Origin of the sequence: Streptomyces sp. MJM8645 (assembly GCF_001625365.1) — a bacterium.
GTDB lineage: Bacteria > Actinomycetota > Actinomycetes > Streptomycetales > Streptomycetaceae > Kitasatospora.
This window is the reverse complement of record NZ_LJJF01000001.1, coordinates 862508-885608: the sequence shown is the minus strand read 5'-3', so window position 1 is coordinate 885608 and position 23101 is coordinate 862508. Positions and strand designations below refer to the sequence as shown.

General features: G+C 74.1%; 10 protein-coding genes. 6 read left to right on the top strand and 4 right to left on the bottom strand.

Going from position 1 to position 23101, the window contains the following annotated elements; genetic code table 11:
• The first annotated feature begins 232 nt into the window (after positions 1 to 232).
• From A6F73_RS03435 to A6F73_RS03410, 6 genes are all read left to right on the top strand, one after another.
• Positions 233 to 1693 carry a helix-turn-helix transcriptional regulator gene (locus A6F73_RS03435; protein ID WP_244293273.1) on the top strand — a complete coding sequence of 487 codons (1461 nt, stop codon included), beginning with the start codon at positions 233 to 235 and terminating at the stop codon, positions 1691 to 1693.
• A gap of 449 nt (positions 1694 to 2142) precedes the next feature.
• On the top strand, positions 2143 to 2961 hold the full coding sequence (locus tag A6F73_RS03430) for a sterol desaturase family protein (protein WP_244293578.1): 819 nt from the start codon (positions 2143 to 2145) through the stop codon (positions 2959 to 2961).
• 69 nt (positions 2962 to 3030) lie between these two features.
• Positions 3031 to 12273: a non-ribosomal peptide synthetase/type I polyketide synthase gene (locus A6F73_RS03425; RefSeq protein WP_063346383.1), complete on the top strand. Its 9243-nt coding sequence runs from the start codon at positions 3031 to 3033 to the stop codon at positions 12271 to 12273.
• Positions 12260 to 13939 carry an NAD(P)/FAD-dependent oxidoreductase gene (locus A6F73_RS03420; RefSeq protein WP_063346382.1) on the top strand — a complete coding sequence of 560 codons (1680 nt, stop codon included), beginning with the start codon at positions 12260 to 12262 and terminating at the stop codon, positions 13937 to 13939. The genes A6F73_RS03425 and A6F73_RS03420 overlap by 14 nt, the downstream gene beginning before the upstream one ends.
• A complete protein-coding gene (locus A6F73_RS03415) occupies positions 13936 to 15630 on the top strand; it encodes an NAD(P)/FAD-dependent oxidoreductase (protein WP_244293272.1) in 1695 nt (564 codons plus the stop codon). The genes A6F73_RS03420 and A6F73_RS03415 overlap by 4 nt, the downstream gene beginning before the upstream one ends.
• Positions 15627 to 16682 carry an NADP-dependent oxidoreductase gene (locus A6F73_RS03410; protein ID WP_063346380.1) on the top strand — a complete coding sequence of 352 codons (1056 nt, stop codon included), beginning with the start codon at positions 15627 to 15629 and terminating at the stop codon, positions 16680 to 16682. The genes A6F73_RS03415 and A6F73_RS03410 overlap by 4 nt, the downstream gene beginning before the upstream one ends.
• Positions 16683 to 16746: 64 nt before the next feature.
• Here the strand turns inward: A6F73_RS03410 and A6F73_RS03405 are convergent, their stop codons facing one another.
• The 4 genes from A6F73_RS03405 to A6F73_RS03390 all read right to left on the bottom strand — a co-directional run bounded on the left by A6F73_RS03405 (position 16747) and on the right by A6F73_RS03390 (position 23100).
• Positions 16747 to 18102 carry a hypothetical protein gene (locus A6F73_RS03405; protein WP_208869146.1) on the bottom strand — a complete coding sequence of 452 codons (1356 nt, stop codon included), beginning with the start codon at positions 18100 to 18102 and terminating at the stop codon, positions 16747 to 16749.
• Between the two features lie 180 nt (positions 18103 to 18282).
• A complete protein-coding gene (locus A6F73_RS03400) occupies positions 18283 to 19521 on the bottom strand; it encodes a pyridoxal-phosphate dependent enzyme (RefSeq protein ID WP_063346378.1) in 1239 nt (412 codons plus the stop codon).
• 107 nt (positions 19522 to 19628) lie between these two features.
• Positions 19629 to 20183 (bottom strand): YceI family protein, encoded by a 555-nt coding sequence (locus A6F73_RS03395; RefSeq protein ID WP_063346377.1) that lies wholly within the window; start codon positions 20181 to 20183, stop codon positions 19629 to 19631.
• 184 nt (positions 20184 to 20367) lie between these two features.
• Entirely contained in the window at positions 20368 to 23100 is a 2733-nt protein-coding gene (locus A6F73_RS03390) for a penicillin acylase family protein (RefSeq protein ID WP_244293577.1), read from the bottom strand.
• Position 23101: the final 1 nt, after the last annotated feature.

The following is a 23101-nucleotide window of genomic DNA, read 5'->3' as shown; positions in this document are numbered from 1 at the left end:
CTGGGGGACGGCCGTGCGGGCCGTCCGCGTTCGGGTGCCGGAACCCTCACACGGCGTCATGCTCTGGTCAATGGCTGGTGCACGCGATGCATAGGGTTGGCAAATTCCGTCAAGCTGGGCTTTTGCCCGAGTGGTTGAGACCACCTCATGTACGGACCGGGTGTCATCGAGTACCGTCCTGATGGTCGGAAGGTTGGCGAGGGCCCGGGGGAAGCGACCGGAGGAGGCAGCCGTGCACCGGAACCGCGTGGCCGTGGCACCGGCGTCCGCACCTCCGTTCCCACCTCCGTCCCCACCCGTCGCCCCGCCCGCCCAGGAGCTCGGCGCCTGGCGGGACTTCGGCGCCCGGCTGCGCCACTGGCGGCGCCGGGCCGGCCTCACCCAGGCCCAACTCGGCGCCGGCATCGGCTACGACCACACCGCGGTGAGCAAGATCGAGCACGGCGCCCGCCGGGTCACTCCCCGGATCGCCGACCGGATCGACGAACTCCTCGGTGCGGGCGGTGAGTTGCGGGCCGCCTGCCAGCGGGCCGAGACCGCCGAACTGCCCTCCCTGGCGCCCCTCGCGCCCGCCCTGCTGCGGCCCCCGCTGCCCACGGCGGCCGTGAACGGGCCCGGCGGCCCGGCCCGTTGGAGCGCCCCCGCCCAGCCGCCGCCCCGGCTGCCCGACTACGGCCTGCTCTGCCCGCTGCACGGCGCCGACGGCTGCGACGTCCCCGACCCGGTCGAACTCGCCGCGCTGCACGCCGAGTTCTGCGCCGCGAACCCGGCCGCCGCGCCGCCCCTGGACGCCGCCACCGCACACGCCCTCACCGGGCTGCTCGCCGCCCACCTGCGTTCCGGCGAGGCCGGCGGCCTGCCGGGCCTGGCCGCCGCCGTCGAACGCACCTTGCAGGCCGTGCTCGCCCGGCTCGCCGCCGCCCCCGCCGCGCAGCGCCGCCCGCTCGCCCGGTTGGCCGCCGAGCACGCGCACGCCGCGGGCGCGCTGCGGATGCAGGACGGCCGCAACGCCACCGCGATGGCCTGCTTCGACCGCGCGCTCGCCTGGGCGGAGCTTGCCGGGGACCAGGCCACCCAGGTCGCCGCGTTGAGCGACATGAGCACCCTCGCCCGGATGGACGGCGACCCGGCCGCCGCCCTCGGCTACGCCCGGGAGACCGGCCGCGCCGCCCCCGGCCGGCACTGGGCCGGCGCGATGGGCCAGATCGGCCAGGCCCGTGCGCACGCCCTGACCGGCGACGTCCGGGCCACCATCCGGCACCTCGGCCGCGCCCGGTTGCACCTGGACCACATCGGCGCCCGGGACGAGGACGACGCGCCCTGGCTCTCCATCGCCTCGATGCGGCTGCGGGTGGAGTCCGGCGCGGCCGCCGCGCTGCGCGACCTCGCCGCGGTCGTCGACGACCCCCGGCTGGCCCGCCGTGCGCTGACCGCCGCCGAGACCGCGCTCGGCCTGCTCGGCCCGGCCCAGCTCCCCTCCAGCCGTCTCCTCTTCACCGTCCGGGTGGCGGACTGCCATGCCTGCGCGCACGACCCGCAGACGGCCGTCCAACTGCTCGGGCCCGCCCTGGAGACCGCCCCGGCGGCGGCCCTGCCGGCCCTGGTCGGGTACGAGCTGCGCGGCCTGCGCGACCGCCTCGCGGCGTACCGGCCGGACGCGGCGTGGCGGCTGGCGGAGCTGGCGGGATCCTGACGGGCGCCGCCGCCCGCGCTGCCCACCCCGCCCACGCCCGCGCTGCCCACCCCGCCCACGCCCGCGCTGCCCACCCCGCCCACGCCCGCGCGCCCGGTTCGCGCTCGCCCCGTGCCACCCGCGCCGCCCTCGTGGGACCGGTGGCCGGATCCGGGTCCGGACCGCACCCCGCCACAGGGGGGCGTGCGACCTCGCCCGGCGCGAAACCGGCCTCGCTGCGCTCCGGTTTCTCCAGTGCCTACGAACAAACGCGCCCCTTTCGCGCCGCTCTAGCGTCAACTTCGTGCGCGGATCTTCCTCCGATCGGGTTATTTATGGCGTTAACACGTCGAATGACTGCCGCAGCTGACCGCTCCCGCTAGAGTCTCTGACGTTTCCAGTCATTAGTTCGCGAATAACCAAGGGGGCGCGTGCTGTCCGCCATTGCACGCCGGCTCGCTCATCCGCTTCTGCTCCTGGGGGTGCTGTGCACGGCCGTCGCCACACTGCACTTCCACTGGGAGCCCGACCGGGTCTCCCCTCTCGTGCTGGTCGGCGTCCTCGGGTACCTGGCGGTACTGGAGCGGGTGATCCCGTACCGGACCGACTGGCATCCGAGCGGGCGTGAACTGCGCTGGTACACCGTGTACTTCGTGCTGAGCATGGTCGGCGGTGCGGTCGCGGTGGGGCTGGTGACGGCGCTGGTGCAGGTGCTCGGGGCGGCCCGTCCGGCGCTCCCGTTCGCCGTGGAGATCCCGCTCGCGCTGCTGGTCGGCTCGCTCGGCGACTACCTCGTCCACCGCTGGTCCCACCACAACCGGTGGCTCTGGCGCCTGCACGGCGTCCACCACGTGCCGGACAAGGTGAATGTCGCGAACAACGGCGTGAACCATATTCTCGACGTGTTCGTCGCGCAGTCCGTGGTGCAACTCTTGTTGTCGCTGATCGGCTTCTCGGCGGAATCCGTGTTCGTGGTCGGAATATTCATTCTTGCGCAGGGGTATTTCGTTCACGCGAACATCGACGTCCGCCTCGGGCTCCTCGGCCACCTGCTGGCCGGCCCCGAGCTCCACCGACTGCACCACAGCACCGACCTCGCTGAGGCCGGGCACTACGCCTCCGACCTCTCGCTGTGGGACCACGTGTTCGGCAGCTTCACCTGGCGCCCCGGCCGGGTGCCCACCGCCGTCGGCCTCGCCGATCCGGCCGCCTTCCCGGCCACCGGCGAAGTGGGCGCCACCCTGCTGCACCCCTGGCGCCAGGTGAAGGCCACCGAGCCGTCCGTCTGACCCTGCCCGCGAGGCCGCTCTTCCTCCGCCCGTGTCCGCGCCGCCACGCCATCACCCTCGGATTGGATCATGACCACCTCGCCCTTCGCCGTGCCCTGCGACCGGATCGCGATCACCGGCATCGGCTGCCGCCTGCCGGGACACGCCAACGACCACCGGACCTACTGGCGCAACCTCGTCGAGGGCCGGGACTGCCTCACCGCGACACCCGCCGACCGCTACGACACCGGCACGCTCGGCAGTCGCGACCGCTCCAAACCGGGCCGCCTGATCGGCGGCCGGGGCGGCTACATCGACGGGTTCGACACCTTCGACCCGGACTTCTTCGGCATCAGCCCGCGCGAGGCCGAGCACATGGACCCGCAGCAGCGCAAGCTCCTGGAGGTCAGCTGGGAGGCCCTGGAGGACGGTGGCCTGCGCCCCGGCGAGCTGGCCGGCCGCGACGTCGGCGTCTACATGGGGGCCTTCACCCTCGACTACAAGATCCTCCAGTTCGCCGACCTCGACTTCCGCACGCTCGCCGCGCACACCGCCACCGGCACCATGATGACGATGGTCTCCAACCGGATCTCGCACTGCTTCGACTTCCGCGGCCCCAGCGTCTCGATCGACACCGCCTGCAGCTCCTCCCTGGTCGCGGTGCACCTCGCCTGTCAGAGCCTGCTCCGCGGCGAGACCGAACTCGCCCTGGCGGGCGGCGCGTTGCTGCACATGGCGCCGCAGTACACGATCGCCGAGACCAAGGGCGGCTTCCTGTCCGCCGACGGCCGCTCACGCGCCTTCGACGCCTCCGCCGACGGCTACGTCCGGGCCGAGGGAGTCGGCGTGGTCGTCCTCAAGCGGCTGTCGGACGCGCTGCGCGACGGCGACCCGGTGCACGCCGTCATCCTCGGCAGCGGCGTCAACCAGGACGGGCGCACCAACGGCATCACCGTCCCCAGCGCGGACGCCCAGGTCACCCTGATCGAACGGGTCTGCGCCGAGGCCGGGGTGGTGCCCGGCAGCCTCCAGTACGTCGAGGCGCACGGCACCTCCACCCCGGTCGGCGACCCGATCGAGGCGGCCGCGCTCGGCCGGGTGCTGGGCGTCGGCCGCCGCCCGGGCGACCGCTGCTACGTCGGCTCGGTGAAGACCAACATCGGGCACACCGAGGCCGCCGCCGGCGTCGCCGGGCTGATCAAGACCGCCCTCGCCCTCAAGCACCGGCGGATCCCGCCGCACCTCAACCTGGAACGGCCCAACCCCGGCATCGACCTGGCCGCGCTGCCCTTCGACATCCCGACCGCCCCGGTCGACTGGCCCGAGCACGACGGGCCGGCCCGGGCCGGCGTCAACTCCTTCGGCTTCGGCGGCACCAACGCGCACGTCCTGCTGGAGGAGCCGCCGAGCACCGGGCCCGCCGCCCCGGCCCCGCAGCCGGCCTGCACCGTGCTGCCGCTGAGCGCCAAGGACGCCGCCGGACTGCCCGAACTCGCCGCCGGAATCCGCCGGGAGCTCGCCGCCGGGGTGCCGCTCGCCGACCTCGGCCACACCCTGGCGCACCGGCGCCAGCACCTGCCCGAGCGGCTCGCGGTGGTCTACTCCACGCAGGACGACCTGGACGAGGCGCTGGCCGCCCACGAGCGCGGCGAGGCGCACCCCCGGGTGCTCCAGGGCCGCGCCCGGGAGCGCCAACAGCGCCGCCTGGCCTGGGTGTTCACCGGCATGGGCCCGCAGTGGTGGGGCATGGGCCGAGGCCTGTACGAGAACGAACCGGTCTACCGGGCGGCCGTCCAGGCCTGCGACCGGGAGATCCGCGAGCAGGCCGGCTGGTCCCTGCTCGACGAACTGCACCGCGACGAGGCCGACTCCCGGATGGCCGAGACCTGGCTCGCCCAGCCCGCCAACTTCGCCGTCCAGCTGGGCCTGTCCGCGCTCTGGCGCAGCCACGGCCTGCGCCCCGACGCGGTGGTCGGGCACAGCACCGGCGAGGTCGCCGCCTTCCACGAGGCCGGGGTGTACGACCTGGCCGACGCCGTCCGGGTGGTGCTCGCCCGCAGCCGCCTCCAGCAGCGGCTGTCCGGCACCGGCACCATGCTCGCCGTCGGCCTCCCGGAGGCCGAGGCGGAGCGCCGGATCCGCCCGTACCGCGCCCGGGTCTCGCTGGCGGCCGTCAACAGCCCCTCCACCGTGACCCTGGCCGGCGACACCGACGCGCTGCGCGAACTCGCCGAGGAACTGCGCGGCCAGGAGGTGTTCACCCGCTTCCTGGAGGTCGAAGTCCCGTACCACAGCGTGCGGATGGACCCGATCCGGGACGAGCTGACCGCCGCGCTCGCCGCGCTCAAGCCCAACGAGGCCCGGCTGCCGCTCTACCTCACCGCCCGCGAGGGCCTCGCCCGCGGCCCCGAACTCGACGCCGGGTACTGGTGGCACAACGTCCGCAACCCGGTGCGCTTCCGCGCCGCCGTCGAACGGATGGCCCAGGACGGGCACGGCCTGTTCCTGGAAATCGGCCCGCACCCGGTGCTCGGCCACGCGATCCGCGAGTGCGTCGACGGCGCGCACGCCCTGGCGTCCATCCGCCGGCACGCCGACGAGCCCGCCTGCTTCACCCGGTCGCTCGCCGAACTGCACACCCTGGGCGTCGAACCGGACTGGCGCGCACTGCACCCGGCCGGCCGCCCGGTGCCGCTGCCCGGCTACCCGTGGCGGCGCGACCGGTACTGGGTCGAGCCGAGCGCCGTCCGGCAGGTCCGGCTCGGCGAGGTCGACCACCCGCTGCTCGGCCGCCGCACCGCGAGCGCCCAACCCGCCTGGACCACCGCACTCGACCCCGAGCGGCTGCCCTACCTGGCCGACCACCGGATCGAGGGCCAGGTGGTCTTCCCGGCGGCCGGGTACCTGGAGATGGCCGCCCAGGCCGTCCGCGCCCTCACCGGCGGCACCGAGGTCGTGCTCGCCGAGATCGAGCTGAACCGGGCCCTGTTCCTCTCCGACACCGAGCCCACCCCCGTCCAGCTCGGCTACGCCCCGGAGGACGCCCGCTTCACCATCGCCTCCACCCCGGCCGGCGGCGAACCGGTGGTGCACGCCGGCGGCCGGGTCCGCACCGGCCAGCGCCGCGCCCACGGGCCGGCGCTGGACGCCGAGGCGATCCGCTCGCGCGGACAGCGCTTCGACGGCCCCGACTGCTACCGGCTCCTGGCCGCCCGCGGCTACGACTACGGGCCCGCCTTCCAGGCCGTCCAGGAGGTGTGGACGAGCCCCGGCGAGGCACTGGCCCGGATCAGCCCGACCGACCGGCTCGGCCCCGAGGCGGCCGACCACCAACTGCACCCGGTGCTGCTCGACGCCTGCTTCCAGACCCTGCTGGCCACCCGGCTGCTCACGCCCGAGGACGGCGGCGTCCGGCTGCCGGTGTCCATCGAGGAGGTCCGGCTCGACCAGGTCGGCGACCGGCCGATCTGGGCGCACGCCACCGTCACCCGCGAGGGCGGCGGCGAACTCGTCGGCGACCTCGCCCTGTACACCGAGGACGGCACCCCGGTCGGCCGGATCACCGGCTTCCGGGTCGCCGACGTCGCGCAGGCCCCCGCCTCGGTCGGCCTCGCCACCATCGACGGCTGGCTCACCGAACTCGCCTGGACGGACGCCCCGGCCGCGCCCGCCGACCAGGACCTCGGCGACCTGCTGCTGTTCGCCGACGCCGGCGGCCTCGCCGAACGCCTCGCCGTGCTGGCCGCCGAACGCGGCGCCCGCTGCCACCTGGTCCGGCCCGGCACCGGCTACCGGCCCGGCGACGGGCACTCGACCGTCCGCCCGGACTCCGCCGAGGACCTCACCCGGCTCCTCACCGACCTCGGCCCCGGCTACCGCACCGTCGTCCAGCTGTGGAACCTCGACCAGCCCGCCCTCGACACCACCACGGCCGACCGGCTCGACCAGCTCGCCACCCTCGGCGGCTACGCGCTGATCGCCCTCGCCCAGGCCCTGCCCGCCGCCCTCCCGGACGCCCGGCTGCACATCGTCACCCGGGGCACCCAGGCCGCCGACCCCGCCGACCGGGTCGAGCCGCTCGGCGCACCCGCCTGGGGCATCGGACGGGTGCTCTGGCAGCAGGAACTCGTCGCCCAGCGCGGCACCCTGATCGACCTCGACCCCGCCGCCGACCCGCTCGACCAGGCCGAGGCGCTGCTCGCCGAACTCGCCTCCCGGGACGAGCAGGAGATCGCCCTGCGGGCCGGCCACCGCCGCACCAGCCGGCTCCGCCAGGCCGAGGGCCTCACCCGCCCGCTGCCGCCGGTCCTGCGCCCCGACGGCAGCTACCTGGTCACCGGCGCGTTCGGCGCGCTCGGCCGGCTGCTCTGCCGCACCCTGGTGCGGCGCGGCGCCCGGCGGCTGATCCTGGTCGGCCGCACCGCGCTGCCCGAGCGCGACCAGTGGTACCGGACCGACCCCGCCAGCCCGGCCGGGGAGCGGATCGCCTTCCTGCGCGAACTCCAGGCGCTCGGCGCCGAACCGCTGCTCGCCCCGGTCGACGTCACCGACGAGACCGCCCTCGCCGCCTGGCTCGCCGACTACCGGCAGCGCCAACGCCCGCCCATCCGCGGGGTGTTCCACCTCGCCGGGCAGGTCAAGGACGTGCTGGTGCCGCAGATGGACCGGGCCGCCTTCGATGCCGGATACGCCCCGAAGGTGGTCGGCGGCCACCTGCTGCACCGGCTGCTGCGCGACGAACCGCTCGACCACTTCGTGCTGTTCGCCTCCGTCGCCTCGCTGCTCACCACCGCCGGGCAGACCAACTACGCGGCCGGCAACGCCTTCCTGGACGCCCTCGCCCACCACCGCCGGGCCGCCGGCCTGCCCGCGCTCAGCCTCGACTGGGGCCCCTGGGCCACCGGCATGATCGAGGAACTGGGCCTGGTCGCCCACTACCGCGACGCCCGCGGCATGAGCTCGCTCCCGCCGGACGCCGGCACGGCCGTGCTGGAGCGCGTCCTCGGCCAGGACCGCGCCCAGCTGCTGGTCGCCACCGTGGTCGACTGGCCGACCTTCCTCGCCTGGTACCCCGCGCCGCCGCCGCTGGTCGCCGACCTGGCCGCCAGCGCCGCCGAGCAGGCCCCGGCCGAGACCGGCGGCTTCCTGGACGCCTACCGCACGGCGGATCCGCCGACCCGGCACCGGCTCGTCACCGAGCGGTTCACCGCCGCCGCCGCGGCCGTGCTGCGGATCGGCGCCGAGCGGATCGCCCCGGACACCAGACTCGGCGCGCACGGCCTGGACTCGCTGCTCGCGATGGAGCTGCGCGCCCGGGTGCACGGCGAACTGGGCGTCGCCCTGCCGGTGGTGGCGCTGCTCAGCAACGGCACCGTCGGCGACCTGGTCGACCTGCTCGTCGCCGGCCTGGCCGAGCGGCTCGACGCCGAGGGCGGCCCCGAGCAGGCCGAGGTCGAGCTGCACACCGACGAGGCCCGCTACCCGCTCACCCACAACCAGCAGGCGCTGTGGTTCCTGCGCCAGCTGCACCCGGACGGCTTCGCCTACAACATCGGCGGCGCGGTGGAGGTGCGCGCCGAGCTCGACCCCGAGCTGGTCTTCGCCGCCTTCCGCGCGCTGGTCGCCCGGCACCCCGGGCTGCGGGCCGCCTTCACCGCGGAGGAGGGCCGGCCGGTCCAGCGGATCCGCCCGGAGGCGGTGGCCGACACCGGACTGTTCGACGTCGAGGGCCGCCCCTGGGAGGAGATCCACGCGCTGATCGTCGCCGAGTACCGGCGGCCGTACGACCTCGCGAACGACCCGCTGGTCAGGCTGCGGCTGTTCCGGCGCGGACCGGACCGCTGGGTCCTGATGAAGGCCGTCCACCACATCGTCTCGGACGCGATCTCCACCTTCACCTTCATCGAGGAGCTGTTCGAGGTCTACGAGGCGCTGCGCCAGGGCCGCACCCCCGAACTCCCCGCCGTGGCCGCCCGCTACCTCGACTTCCTCAACCACCAGAACCGCTTCCTGGCCGGCCCCGACGCCCGGCGGATGCTCGACTACTGGCGCGGCCACCTGCCGGCCGAGATGCCCGTCCTCGCCCTGCCCACCGACCGGCCCCGGCCGGCCGTGCAGACCCACAACGGCGCCTCGGCGTTCTTCCGGCTCGACGCCGACCTGACCGCCCGCGTCCACGAGCTGGCCCGCGCGCACCACGCCACCCCGTTCATGGTGCTGCTGAGCGCCTACTACCTGCTGCTGCACCGCTGGTCGGGCCAGCCGGACATCGTGGTCGGCAGCCCCGTCACCGGCCGTACCCAGGAGGAGTTCGCCTCCGTCTACGGCTACTTCGTCAACCCGCTGCCGCTGCACGTCAGCCTGGCCGGGGAGCCGACCGTGGCCGAGCTGCTGGCCCGGGTGCGGGAGAGCGTGCTCGGCGGCCTGGACAACCAGGAGTACCCGTTCCCGCTGCTGGTCGAGCAGTTGGGGCTCCAGCACGACCCCAGCCGCTCGGCGGTGTTCCAGGCGATGTTCATCCTGCTCACCCACAAGGTCGCCGTGGAGCGCTTCGGCTACCGCCTGGAGTACATCGAACTCCCCGAGGAGGAAGGGCAGTTCGACCTGACGCTGTCCGCCTACGAGGACCGCGCGGACGGCTGCTTCCACTGCGTGTTCAAGTACAACTCCGACCTCTTCGACGCCGCCACCGTCGAGCGGCTGGCCGCGCACTACCGCAACCTGCTGGACGCCATGACCAGCGCCGGCACCGACCGCCCGGTCGGCCGGCTGCGGATGCTCGACGAGGCCGAACGCCGCCGCATCCTCACCGGCTTCAGCGGCGCCGACCGGCGGGCCGACCACGACACCCCGGTGCCCGAACTCGTCGCCAAGGCCGCCGCCGAACACCCCGAGGCCGTCGCCGTCACCTCCCCCCGCCCGGACGGCGTCCGCCGCCTCACCTACGGCGAGCTCGACCGGCGGGCCCAGCGGACGGCCCTGCGGCTGCGCGAACTGGGCGTCGGCGAAGGCTCGGTGGTCGCGGTCTGCCTGGACAAGTCACCCGAGCTGATCGTCGTCCTGCTGGCGATCTGGCGGGCCGGCGCCGCCTACCTGCCGCTCGACCCCGGCCACCCGGCCGACCGGCTCGCCTACCAGGTGACCGACGCCGGAGCCGCCCTCGTCGTGGTCGCCGAACGGAACCCGTTCGGCACCGAAGCGCCCGTCCGCCCCGTCACCCTGGACGAACTCGACCGGCCGGCCGCCGAGAGCGGCCCGCTGCCCGCCGCCGACCCGGACCGCCCCGCCTACGTCATCCACACCTCCGGCTCCACCGGCCGCCCGAAGGCCGTACGGGTCGACCACCGCAACCTCGCCGCCGTCACCGCGGGCTGGCGCGCCGAGTACCGCCTCGACACCGAGGCCCGGGTGCACCTCCAGATGGCCGGGACCGCCTTCGACGTGTTCTCCGGCGACCTCGCCCGGGCGCTGAGCACCGGCGGCACCCTCGTCCTGGTCGACCGCGACCTGCTGTTCGACACCGCCCGGCTGTACCGCACCATGCGCGAGGAGGCCGTCGACTGCGGCGAGTTCGTGCCCGCCGTCGCCCGCGGCCTGCTGGCCCACTGCGAACGCGAGGGCCTGCGGCTGGACTTCCTGCGGCTGCTGGTCGTCGGCTCCGACTCCTGGAAGGCCGCCGAGCACCGGCGGCTGCGCGCCCTGTGCGGGCCGGACACCCGGCTGGTCAACTCCTACGGCCTGACCGAGGCCACCATCGACACCAGCTACTACGAGGGCGGCGCGGACGCCCTGGAGCCCGGCCGGATGGTGCCGATCGGCCGGCCCTTCCCCAACAGCGCGCTGTACATCCTCGACCACTACGGCGAGCCGGTACCGCCCGGAGTGCCCGGCGAGCTGTGGATCGGCGGCGCCGGTGTCGCCGCCGGCTACCCGAACGACCCGGAGCAGACCACCCGGCGCTTCACCACCCTGGAGCTCGACGGCCCGCCCGTCCGGCTCTACCGCACCGGCGACCTCGGCCACTGGGACGCCCACGGCACCGCCCACCTGCTCGGGCGGATCGACAACCAGGTCAAGGTGCGCGGCCACCGGATCGAGATCGGCGAGATCGAGGCCCACCTCACCGCCCGCCCCGAACTCGCCCAGGCCTGCGTGACGGTCCGTCAGGACGCCACCGGCGAAGCCGTGCTGGCCGCCTACCTGGTCCCCGCCGAGAGGACCACCCTGGACCGCCGGGAACTGCGCCGCCACCTGGCCGAGCACCTGCCCACCGTGATGATCCCCTCCCACCTCACCGAACTGCCCGCCCTGCCGCTCACCCCCAACGGCAAGGTCGACCTGGCCGCCCTGCCCGAGCCCCGGATCGACACCGGCGACGCGCAGCACGAACCGCCCGTCACCCTCTACGAGATCCGCACCGCCGAGCACTGGAGCAACCTGCTCGGCGTGGCGGAGGTCGGCCTCCAGCACGACTTCTTCGAACTCGGCGGCAGCTCCATCCGGCTGATCGAGCTGATCCACCACCTGCAGACCGAGTTCAACATCAGCATCCCGGTCGGCCTGCTCTTCAAGGTCACCACCCTGCACGGGATGGCCCGCACGCTGGAGCAGATCATCACCGGCGAAGTCGCCGGCGGCCAGCCGTACCTCTGGTTCAACCCCGGGGCGCCCGAAGGGCGGACGGTGTTCTGCTTCCCGCCGGCCGGCGGCCACGGCCTGGTCTACCGCCAGCTCGCCGCCCACCTGCCCGACCACCGGCTCGCCGCCTTCAACTACCTCGCCGGCGACGACAAGACCGCCCGCTACGCCGACCTGGTCGAGGAGCTGGAGGAGTCGGGGCCGTACGTCCTGCTCGGCTACTCGCTCGGCGGCAACCTCGCCTTCGAGGTGGCCCGGGAGCTCGAACGCCGAGGCCGTACGGTCAGTTCCGTCCTGGTGGTGGACTCCTACCGGATCCCCGAGCCCTTCGAGCTCGGCGAGGAGCACCTGGCCGTCTTCGAGCGCGAACTCCACGAGCACCTGCACCGGCACACCGGCTCCCGGATCGTCGCCCAGGAGACCCTCGAACAGGCCCGGGACTACCTGGCGTTCTGCAGCCGGACCCCCAACCTGGGCGTCCTGAAGGCCCCGCTCAACGTCGTCTGCGAACGGGACCGGCTGGCGCTGCACGCGGGCGGCGAGCACGGCTCCTGGCACGGCGCCTCCAGCGCTGGCACCGCCGTCCACTCCGGCCACGGCAGCCACGCCGAGATGCTCGATGCCGAGTTCGCCGCCCGCAACGCCGAACTGGCGGGCGCCATCCTGGCCGGAGGCACCGCCGATGGCCGGGCCTGAGCGCGGACCGGACTGGTCGAGCCGGGAGCGGGCCCCCGGCGGCCCGCCCCGGGTCATCGTGATCGGCGCGGGCATCGGCGGGCTCTCCACCGGCTGCTACGCGCAGATGAGCGGGCTGGAGACCCGGATCTTCGAGAAGCACGTGCTGCCCGGCGGCTGCTGCACCGCGTGGTCCCGGCACGGCTACCTGTTCGACTACTGCATCGACTGGCTGATCGGCACCGCCGAGGGCACCGGCGCGAACCAGGTGTGGCGCGAACTCGGCGCCCTCGACGGCAAGTCGATCACCCGCTTCGACGTCTTCAACCGCGTCGTCGACGAACACGGCCGCGCCGTCACCTTCTACGGGGACCCGGACCGGCTGGAACGGCACCTGCTGGCCACCGCCCCCGGCGACGCCAAGCCGATCCGGGCCTTCTGCCGGGACCTGCGCCGCTTCGCCGCCATCGACCTGCCCTGGGACCTCACCCCGCCGCCGCTGCGCGGCCCGGCCGAGCGGCTGCGCACCCTGCGCACCGTGCTGCCCGCGTTCCGGCTCTTCTGGCGGACCGCGACGACCCCGATGAGCGGCTTCGCCGAGCGCTTCCAGGACCCTCTGCTGCGGCGGGCGCTGCCCAACATGTTCCTCCAGGAGCCGGCCGGCTTCCCGCTGCTGCCGTACCTGTACACCCTGGCCGCCGCGCACAACGGCAACGCGGGCTTCCCGCAGGGCGGTTCGCTCGGGCTGGCCCGCTCGGTGGAGGAGCGCTACACCTCGCTCGGCGGGGTGATCGGCTACCGCTGCCGGGTGGAGCGGATCCTGGTCGAGGGGGACCGCGCCGTCGGCGTCCAACTCCGGGACGGCTCCCGGCACTTCGCCGACCACGTGGTGGCCGCCTGCGACGGGCCGACGGTGCTCGACCGGCTCCTCGAAGGCCGCTGGTCCAGCCCCGCCACCGACCGGCTGTACGGCGAGCTGCTGGACAAGCCCGGCAACCTGTACCCGGCCGTGGTCTCGGCCTTCGTCGGCGTGGACGGCCCGCTGCCCGAGGGCGAACCGCACAGCACCACCTACCTGCTGCCCCCCGAGCAGGGCGCCCGGCTGCCCGGCTCGCTCCAGCACAGCCTGGTCGTCCAGATGCGGTCGGACTACGCGGAGGGCTTCGCGCCGCCCGGCAAGTCGGTGCTGCACTGCACCTACTTCAGCGACTACCGCTCCTGGAAGGACCTGCGGGTCAGCGACCGCCGCGCCTACCGGGCGCGCAAGCAGGAAGTCGCCGCGTTCGTCCGGGAGTTCCTGGAGCGGACGTACCCGGGGCTCGGCCGCCGGATCGAACTCGTGGACGTCGCCTCCCCGGTGACCACCGAGCGGTTCACCGGCAACACCTACGGCAGCATCCTCGCCTGGCAGGCCTTCTCCGAGGCCGAGGACGCCGCCAACCGGCTGGTCAACCGGGACCGGATGCGGCTGCCCGGGCTGCGCGGCTTCTCGATGGCCGGCCAGTGGGCCGGCCTCGGCGGTCTGATCCGCGCCGCCACCAGCGGCCGGTACGCCGCGCAGTACCTCTGCCGGGAGCTCGGCCGGCCGTTCCGGGCCTGGCCCAGTGACAACCAGGAACCTTGGCACGCGGGCAAGTTGGGCAAACTGCCGCAACTCGACCGGGCCACCGTGGGAGTGCCGGAATGACCGGAACGAGTACCAGCAGGCAGACCATGGTGATCGTCGGGGGCGGGCTGGGCGGCCTGTCGACCGGCTGCTACGCGCAGATGAACGGCTACCGCACCACCGTCCTGGAGATGCACGAACTCCCCGGCGGCTGCTGCACGGCCTGGGACCGCGGCGAGTTCACCTTCGACTGCTGCGTGAGCTGGCTGCTCGGCAGCGGCCCCGGCAACGAGATGCACCAGATCTGGCTCGAACTCGGCGCGCTGCAGGGCAAGGTGATGCGCAACTTCGACGTCTTCAACGTGGTGCGCACCAGGGACGGCCGCGCCGTCTACTTCTACTCCGACCCCGACCGCCTCGAAGCGCACCTGCTCGACCTCGCCCCGGAGGACGCCCGGCGGATCCGGCAGTTCTGCGAAGGGCTGCGCAAGTTCCGCCGCGCCCTCGTCCGTTACCCCTTCCTCAAGCCGGTCGGGCTGATGGGCCGGGCCGAGCGCTGGCGGATGCTCGCCTCCTTCCTGCCGTACTTCAACGTCATCCGGCGCTCGATCACGGTGCTGATGAGCGACTACTCGGCGCGCTTCCGGAGCCCGCTGCTGCGCGAGGCGTTCAACTTCATCCTCTACGAGCAGCACCCCAACTTCCCGGTGCTGCCCACCTACTTCCAACTCGCCTCGCACGCCGGGCAGTCGGCCGGGGTGCCGGAGGGCGGCTCGCTCGGGCTGGCCCGCTCGATCGAGCAGCGCTACCGGCGGCTCGGCGGCGAGATCAGCTACAACACCAAGGTGGCCGAGATCCTGGTCGAGCAGGACCGGGCCGTCGGGGTGCGGCTGAGTGACGGACGGGAGATCCGGGCGGACATCGTGGTCGCCGCCTGCGACGGACGCACCACCATGCTGGACCTGCTCAAGGGCCGCTACCTGAACGACACCTACCGCCGGCTGTACACCCGGACCATCACCGAGCCCGGCATGGTCTTCCCCGGCTACCTCACCGTCTTCCTGGGCCTGCGCCGCCCCTTCCCGGCCGGGGACCCGTGCACCACCTACCTGCTGGAGGACGAGGTCGCCGACCGGCTCACCGGCATCCGCCACCCCAGCATCAACGTCCAGTTCCGCAGCCGCCACTACCCCGAGCTGTCGCCCGCCGCGACGACCGTCGTCTACGCCAGCTACTTCTGTGACATCGCCCCCTGGCGGGAGTTGAGCACCGGCCCGGAGCAGGCGCCGCGGCTTCGGCGGGGCGAGGAACTGCACACCCTGCCGGTGGGGCGCGGCCGCGAGTACCAGCGCGAGAAGCGGCGGGTGCGGGACGCCATCGTGGAGTTCCTGGACGGGCACCACCCCGGCCTGAGGGACGCCGTCGCGGTCAAGGACGTGTCCACCCCGCTCACCCAGGTCCGCTACACCGGCAACTACGACGGCACGGTGCTCGGCTGGCAGCCGTTCGTGGAGAGCGGCGAGACCCTGGAGGAGGAGATCAAGCGCAACGGGCCCGGGCTGCCCGGCCTGGCGAACTTCTACCTCTCCGGCGTGTGGGCGACCACCGGGGGACTGATCCGGGCGGCCGCCGCCGGCCGGCACGTCGTCCAGTTCATCTGCCGCGACGACGGCCGGCCGTTCACCGCCGCCGTGGACGACAGCGCGCCGCCGCCCACCCTGGTCATCGAACCGGTCGGGCCCGCCGACCGGCGGTTTGGAGTCACCTCATGAGGGTCGAGAAGTGGGTCGTCCGCGAGCACGTGGACGGCGTGCCGGACGTCGAGCGGATGTACCGGAAGGTGGTCGAGGAGGTGGACGTCCGCCTCGCCGCGGACGAGATGCTGCTGCGGACCAGGTACGTCTCGGTCGACCCGTACCTCCAGGGGATCGCCCTGGACACCCCGATCGGCGACCACATGGGCGCGGACTCCATCATGGAGGTGGTGGAGGCCGGGCCGGACGCCGCCTTCGCCGTCGGTGACCTCGTGCAGGGCTTCGGCGGCTGGCGCAGCCACGTGATCAGCAACGGCGCCCCGGCGCTCTGGCAGACCGGCACCTTCCCGATGGTCTTCCCCGCCTACCGGCGGCTGGACCGGGGCGACTACGACGACGCCCTGCCGCTCTCCACCGCCCTCGGCGTCCTCGGCGGTCCGGGGATGACCGCCTGGGGCACGGTCGAGAAGTTCCTCAAGGTCCGGCCGGGGGACACCGTGCTGGTCAGCGGGGCGTCCGGGGCGGTCGGCTCGGTGGTCGGACAGCTGGCCCGGCACCGGGGGGCCCGGGTCATCGGCACCACGGCCACCCCGGCCAAGGCCGCCCGGCTGCGTGAGCTGGGCTTCGACGCGGTCCTGCTCTACCGCGACGGCGACGACCCCGAGCGGCTGCGGGAGGAAATCGCCAAGCTCGCCCCGGCCGGCATCGACCGCTACTTCGACAGCCTCGGCGGGGCGCTCACCGACGCGGTCTTCTCCCAGCTCGCCGTGGACAGCCGGGTCGCGGTCTGCTGGCAGTGGGGCAGCCAGGTCGGCGGCGACTGGGCGGGCCCGCGACTGCTGCCGATGATCATGTTCCCGCGCACCACCATCCGCGGCATCTTCTCGCTGGAGTGGTTCACCGAGGAGAACTGGTCGGCGCTGCGGCAGGAACTGGGCACGCTGGTGCGCAGCGGGGACCTCGGCTACCAGCAGACCGTCCACCGGGGCTTCGACAACATCCCGGCCGCCTACCGCAGCCTGTACGTGGACCGCTCCGCGAGCCGGGGCAAGGTGCTCGTCGAACTCTGAGCCGGGCGGTCCGCGGGGCCGGCCGGGGCGGGCGGTTCGTGGGCCCGCCCCGGCCGGGCGCAGGTCAGTTCAGGGTGAACCAGGTGGAGCGGGACTTCTTCCACTCCGGCTGGGCGAGGTCCTTGGCGGCGGTGCCGTCGCCGTACAGGTCGGCGGAGCCGTCGTCGGTGATCAGCTGGGCCCGGGCGCCGGGGGCGTCCAGGTTCGGCACGTCCGGGACGGCCTCCCAGGCGCCGGCGTCGGTGGTCGGCAGGTCGACCAGCTTGACCGGCTGGGAGCCCGGCTGCCCGTTCCAGCGGTAGAGGGCGTACGGGGCGGAGTTGTCCTCGGCGGACCAGGAGCCGGCCACGATCAGGTACTGGCCGAGGTCGTTGCGGCGCAGGTCGCGGATGGAGAGCCCGCCGAGGTCCAGCTCGACCGGCTCGCCGAAGGTCGCGTGCGAGGCCGAACCGGACAGCAGCGACGGGAGGTTGGTGACGGGGACGAGCAGCGCGCGGCCGCCGGTGACCGCCGGGGTCAGCGGCGCGCGGAAGCCGATGTACGCGGTGGTGGTGCTGCCCGGGGCGAACTCCAGCCCCTCGACGTTGAATCCGTCGATCTGCTTGGGCGCCTGGCCGTCCGCCGCGCCCGCCGCGAAGCCGTAGCGGTCGCCGTGGGCGCCGTCCCAGGCGATCAGGTCGTCGCGCAGGCCGTGGTACGAACCGGTTAGCGACAGCTGGGTGTTGGCGCCCGAGCCGGTGACCTTCGTGGTGAACACGGTGTGCCGGTCCGGCTTGACCTTGCCGTCCTTGTTGTTGCCGAGCGAGCCCGTCCAGTAGATCGTGTCGCCGACCCGGGCCGCGGCCTCGATGTCGATCTCCTTGGAGACGCCGAGCGCGGAGCTGAAGTCCCAGGTGCGGACCGGCGCGCCGGAGGCGTTGCGGTCGTACAGCCGCAGCACGTTGGACTCGTCGTCGCCGACCAGGATGTAGCCGCCGCCCGCGTCCACCGCGGCGGAGGCGTCGCTGGAACCGGTCAGGTAGCGGCTGGCGGCCGGGAACTGGACGGCGGGGGAGGCCGCGTAGTGCAGGGTGCGGGTCGCGGTCTTGCCGCCCAGGCCGGTCACCTTGATGGTGAGGTCGGTGTAGCCGACGCCCTGCGCGGCGACCGCCAGGGTGCGGGTGCCGCCGGTGCCCGTCACCGCCACGTCGCCGGTCCGCGCGACGGCGCTGCGGGTGCTCGCCGAGGCGGCGACGGTCAGCGCCGAGGCCGCGGCCCCGCTCTGCGCCACCGCCACGGACACCGTCGGGTCGCCGGTGGCGCCGACCGCGCCGGACAGGTAGCCGGCCGAGAAGGTGATCGTCGGAGTGCCGTACGAGGCCGCGGAGGCCGGGACGACCGGCAGGGCGAGTACGGGCACCGCCGCGACGGCGACGGCCAGCGGCAGCAGACGGCGGGGGGAACGGAACACGGTGACAGCCCTTCGACGCACGGGGAGGAGCGGGGGCGGTGCGGATCCGGACCAGCCTGGGCGGCCGCGGCGAACGCCAACCCTACGCCGGAGAACCGGACGGCGAACAGCAGGCCTCCAACGGCGGGGGGGAGTTGGCGCGGAAGCCCGCTAGCCTCGGATTCCGGCCGTGTGCAGCCGGCGGCGGACCTCGTCCCACTCCGGGGCGACCGGCGCGGTCGACCGCGCGCCGACGCCCCGGTCCTTGAAACCGCTGGACGTCGACACGCACACCACCGGCCCCTCGGCCTCCCCGAGGCCCTCGACGCCGCCGAGGCTGCGCAGCCCCGCGAGCCCGGCCGCCGCGGACAGCTCCGTCCAGAGCCCGGAGCGGGCCAGTTCGGCCTGGGCGGCCGCGAGTTGGCCGTCGTCCAGGGTCAGCACCCGGCCGCCGCTCTCGCGGACCGCGACCACGCCCCGGTAACCGCCGACCGGGGAGGCGATCGAGTACGCCTCGCTCGGCCCCACCGTCACCCGGGCCGCCGGCAGGCCCTGGCGGACGGCCAGGGCGAGCGGCGCGCCGGACGCGGACTCGCAGGCGACGATGCGCGGCACCCGGTCGGCCAGGCCGAGCCGGTGCAGTTCGCTGAAGCCCTTCCAGACGCCGAAGAGCAGCTCCCCGTAGCCGGTGGGCACGAACACCGCGGCGGGCACGCCGATGTCCCGGAAGATCTCGTACGCCACCGTCTTGTAGCCCTCGGGGCCGTAGGCGTGGCCGGTGTGGGTGGTGGTGAGGTTGCTGACCGGGTGCAGGCCCAGCCGGTCCACGACCTGCCGCAGCAGCGGCCAGCGGGCCTCCCACGGCACCGGCAGCACGACGGCGCCGTAGGCGTTGAGGAACGCGTCGACGGCCGGCGGCAAGTCGGGCCCGGTGAACACCACGCAGCGCAGCCCGGCCCGGGCGGCGTAGGCGGCGGCGGACGCGCCGTGGTTGCCGGAGGAGGCCACCGCGATCCCGGGCGCGCCGACGCCCACGGCGGCGCTGGTGGTGCAGCGGTTCAGCCGGTCCTTGTGGCTCCAGGTCGGGTTGCGGGCCTCGTCCTTGACGTACACCCCGGGTTCGAGCTCGACCAGCGGCGTGCCGCCCTCGCCCAGGCCCGGCGCGAGCAGCGGCGGCAACAGGGGGGCCCACCGCTCCAGCCCGCCGCGCGGCGCCCCGGCGTCCGCCCCCGGGGCGAACAGGGCGGCCGCGTCGGCCTTGAGGTAGGCGTAGTCGACCTCGACGGGGTAGGACACGTCCTCGGTGCCGGTGCGGGGACAGCCCGCGGTGAGCGGGGGCCACAACGGGTAGTCGAGGGTGGGATCGCCGAGGGAGCGCTGGCCGGTTGCGAGGGAGCCGTCTGTCGCCATGTCAGGAGCCTAACCGGACCTGCGGCGCCCGGTCCGGCGGATTTCGGGGCCCGGTGGGCGGGGGATGGCGGGCGGGGGATGGCGGGCCTCAGGGGTTCCTGCGGCCGCTACTGGCCCTGCCGGACGGCCGAGACGTCGAACTCCAGGACGACCTTGTCGCCGACCAGGACGCCGCCGCTCTCCAGGGCCGCGTTCCAGGTCACCCCGAAGTCCTTGCGGCTGATCGTCACCGAACCCTCCAGGCCCACCCGCAGGTTGCCCTGGGGGTCGACGGCGTTGCCGGTGTACTCGACGTCGATGGTGACCGGGCGGGTGACGTCCTTGACGGTGAGGTCGCCCGTCACCCGGAACTCGCCGTCCCCGCGCGGCTCGATTGCCGTCGTGGCGAAGGCGATGGTCGGGAACTTCGGCACGTCCAGGAAGTCGTTGGTGCGCAGGTGCTGGTCGCGCTGCTCGACGCCGGTGTCGATGCTGTCGGTCCGGATCGTCACCCGGGCGGTGGAACGGCCCGGGTCGGCGCCGTCCAGGTGGGCGCTGCCCTCGAAGGCGGTGAAGGAGCCGCGGACCTTGGTCACCATGGCGTGGCGCGCCACGAAGCCGATCCGGGTGTGGGCGGGGTCGAGGACGTAGTCCCCGGTGAGATCGGACAGGGAGACGGTCATGGTCGGCTTACCTCCTGGGCCTGTGTGGGGCCTCTGCGGGGATCGGGGGTCGCCGACCTCGGCGGCGGTGCCGCCCCGGTCGCCCCGGACCACGCTAGGTGCTGCGCCCCGTCCCCGCCCGTCGGGCCCGGGCCGCTGTCTTCCACGCGGGTGCCCCGCCCGGGTGGAAGACAGCGGCATGGGTTCAGCGGTGGCTCGGGAACTGCACCACCTGCTGGTAGGTCGGACGGTTCTGCCAGGTGGTCTTGTCGTCCGTGACACCGCCGAGCGGGCGCTGGATGATCGTGTCGGCGCACCACTGGTCGCCGGCGGAGCAGTCCGCGTCGCCCGGGTAGACCTGGGCCGGGGTCTGGGCGGCCGCCCGCTTCAGGGTGTCCAGCAGCACGCCCCGGCAGGCCGCCAGATCGCCCCCGCCGCAGTACGGGCGGGCCAGCGGGCCGGCCACCTGGTCGCCCAGGACGGACCGCAGGTCCTTGTCCAGGTAGCTCCACCAGCCGTACTGGAAGGCCGAACCCTTGTGCGGGATCGCCTCGTTGGCACTCACGGGGCCGCCGCTGCCGGGACCGGTCTGGCCGCCGGAGGGCGACTCGTTGATCTGCAGGGCGCCGGTCAGGGCCGCGAACAGCTGGTCCCCGAGGCCGGGCCGCATGACGCCCTCCGCGACCAGCGGCCACCAGGCGTCCAGGACGCGGATCGCGGCGGCGTCCGCGTAGCCGTGGCTGCCCGGAGATGTCTCCTTCCGCTGGGCGCCGCCGGCCAGCCAGGCCTCCAGCTGCTGGAGCGCGGTGGCGGCGGCCGGATCGGTGACGGGGGCGCTGCGCAGCACCCGGATCAGGTCCGGCAGGACGTCCTCGGCGCGCAGGTCGGCCAGGGCGGCGCCGGCCATGGCCTGGGTGAGCGAGACCCGGCTCGCCTTGCCACCGTTGCGCAGCAGCGTCTTGACCCGGTCGTCGAGCAGGTTGCCGCGGTGCACCGAGCCGTTGCCGAACCCGGCCGAGGTGAAGCCGTCGGCCTGCTTGTTGTTCCAGGAGATGTAGTAGTCCTGGTTGACGGACTGCGGGTGCTCGGCCGCCGGGGTGTACCGGGCGGTGTTGGTCGCGGGGTCGAAGTCGGCCCACTCGTAGGCCGGTTCGGCGCGCAGCGGCAGGCCGGCGTCGACCCCGGGGGCGCGTACGGGGTTGCTGCCGGAGTTGTAGTACGCGATGTCGCGGGAGTCGGCGTAGAACCAGTTGAAGGTGTAGTTGATGTCCTGCGCGGCCTGCTGGAAGCCCGCCGCGTCGTGCACCGCGCCGGGGTCGTTGAGCTCCTGGAAGCCGATGATGGAGTCCGCCTCGTGCCGGTAGGTGGAGCGCAGCGAGGTGAAGGCCACGGGGGCGCCGCCGACCGTGCCGCGGGCGGTCACCAGGCCGTACCTGCTGCGGTACATCACCAGGGTGTAGGAGCCGGCGGCGGTGGAGTCGGCGGTGGTCGGGTTCCAGGTGTTCTTGCGTTCCAGCCGGTCGAAGGGGACGCACTGGCCGTGCCAGAGGTAGGAGTTGGCGGCGGTGGTGGCCGGGGAGCCGTCGGTGGTGCAGAGCGGGACGGCGTAGGTGTCGGTGATGTCCTGCCCGGCGGAGGTGGCGCTCCAGGCGTAGTCCTGGCCGCGGCCGAGCTGCACGTAGAAGCTCAGGCCGGCGAAGGCCGCGCCGCGTGCGCTGATGCCGGGGCCCTGGATCTCCTCCAGCATCAGCAGCTGCGGGGCGAAGTAGCCGGTCTGCGGGCCGAACACGGCGACCGGGTGGCCGTCGTCGGTGTGGGCGCCGGAGACCAGCAGCGCGTTGGACATGCCGTGCTTGGCGGTGAGCAGGTTGCCGGGCAGCACGCCCGGGGCGGCGGTCCTCGCGGCGCCGGCGCCCGTGCCGGTGGCGTCGTAGATCATCCGCTCGGGCACCACCGAGCCGGGGTCGGGCAGCGCCTCGCCCTGCGGGGCGTCGGGGACCGGGGCGTAGGGGAAGCGCTGGCCGTCGTGCAGGGTCTGGACGGCCTCCGGGTCGTCGGCCTCGCGCAGCGACTTCCAGACCGCGTCCCCGGCGTCCTTGCCGTAGCGGGCCTCGGCGGCCGACTTGACCTGGGCGGAGGCGAGTTCACCGCCGCCGCCGGAGCCGAACAGGGCGCCGACCACGGAGGCCAGGGCGACCAGGTCGGTCAGCTTGAACGGCTCGATCGACCCGGCGTTGGTGATCGGGTCGATGTGCCCGGTCAGGTCGTACTCGCCGGGGAAGGTGCGGGCGTTGTAGGACTCCTTGGCGTACTGGTTGATGCCGTCGAGGTAGGCGTTCGCGTCGGTGAGGGCCTGGGCGGCCCGGCCGCCGCGGGCCGACAGGGCGTCGATCTGCTGCTGCAGTTCCGCCTCGGTGTACGGCGCGGCCTGCCAGAAGTTCTGCTCCAGCTGGCGGTTGGCGGCGGCGCCGCCGGCGAAGCCGGACAGCTGGCCGCGGCCCACGTGCCGGAACAGGTCCATCACCCACAGCCGGTCCTGGGCGGCGGCGTAGCCCGCGCCGTACTCGGTGCCGTAGCGGGTGGTGCCGGTGATGTGCGGGACGCCGGTGGCCTTGTCGCGGACGATGGTGACGTCGGCGCGCGGGCTGATGGTGCTGGCCACCTGGTCGGCGGGGACGCCGAAGGAGGCGTCGTTGAAGAAGTCGCGCAGCTTGGCCTCGGTCAGGCCCGGGTAGCCGGAGGCGAGGGCGGCGTACGGGCCGAGCTGGTCGTCGGTGTGGGCGGGGCGGCTGCCGAACATCCGGTTGAGCAGGATCTCGGCGAGCGTGGCGTTGCCGTTCTCGCCGGGCGGCAGGATGTCCCGGCAGTGGCCGCCGCAGTAGTCGGCCGCGGTGGCGGTCGGGGCGGCGGGGGCGGCGGCGGTGGGGGTGGTGGTCAGG

Excerpts from the sequence above, each read along its gene's own strand:
- A6F73_RS03425 (WP_063346383.1), top strand. The coding sequence starts at position 3,031 with ATGACCACCTCGCCCTTCGCCGTGCCCTGCGACCGGATCGCGATCACC.
- A6F73_RS03420 (WP_063346382.1), top strand. The coding sequence starts at position 12,260 with ATGGCCGGGCCTGAGCGCGGACCGGACTGGTCGAGCCGGGAGCGGGCC.
- A6F73_RS03415 (WP_244293272.1), top strand. The coding sequence starts at position 13,936 with ATGACCGGAACGAGTACCAGCAGGCAGACCATGGTGATCGTCGGGGGC.
- A6F73_RS03410 (WP_063346380.1), top strand. The coding sequence starts at position 15,627 with ATGAGGGTCGAGAAGTGGGTCGTCCGCGAGCACGTGGACGGCGTGCCG.
- A6F73_RS03400 (WP_063346378.1), bottom strand. The coding sequence starts at position 19,521 with ATGGCGACAGACGGCTCCCTCGCAACCGGCCAGCGCTCCCTCGGCGAT.
- A6F73_RS03395 (WP_063346377.1), bottom strand. The coding sequence starts at position 20,183 with ATGACCGTCTCCCTGTCCGATCTCACCGGGGACTACGTCCTCGACCCC.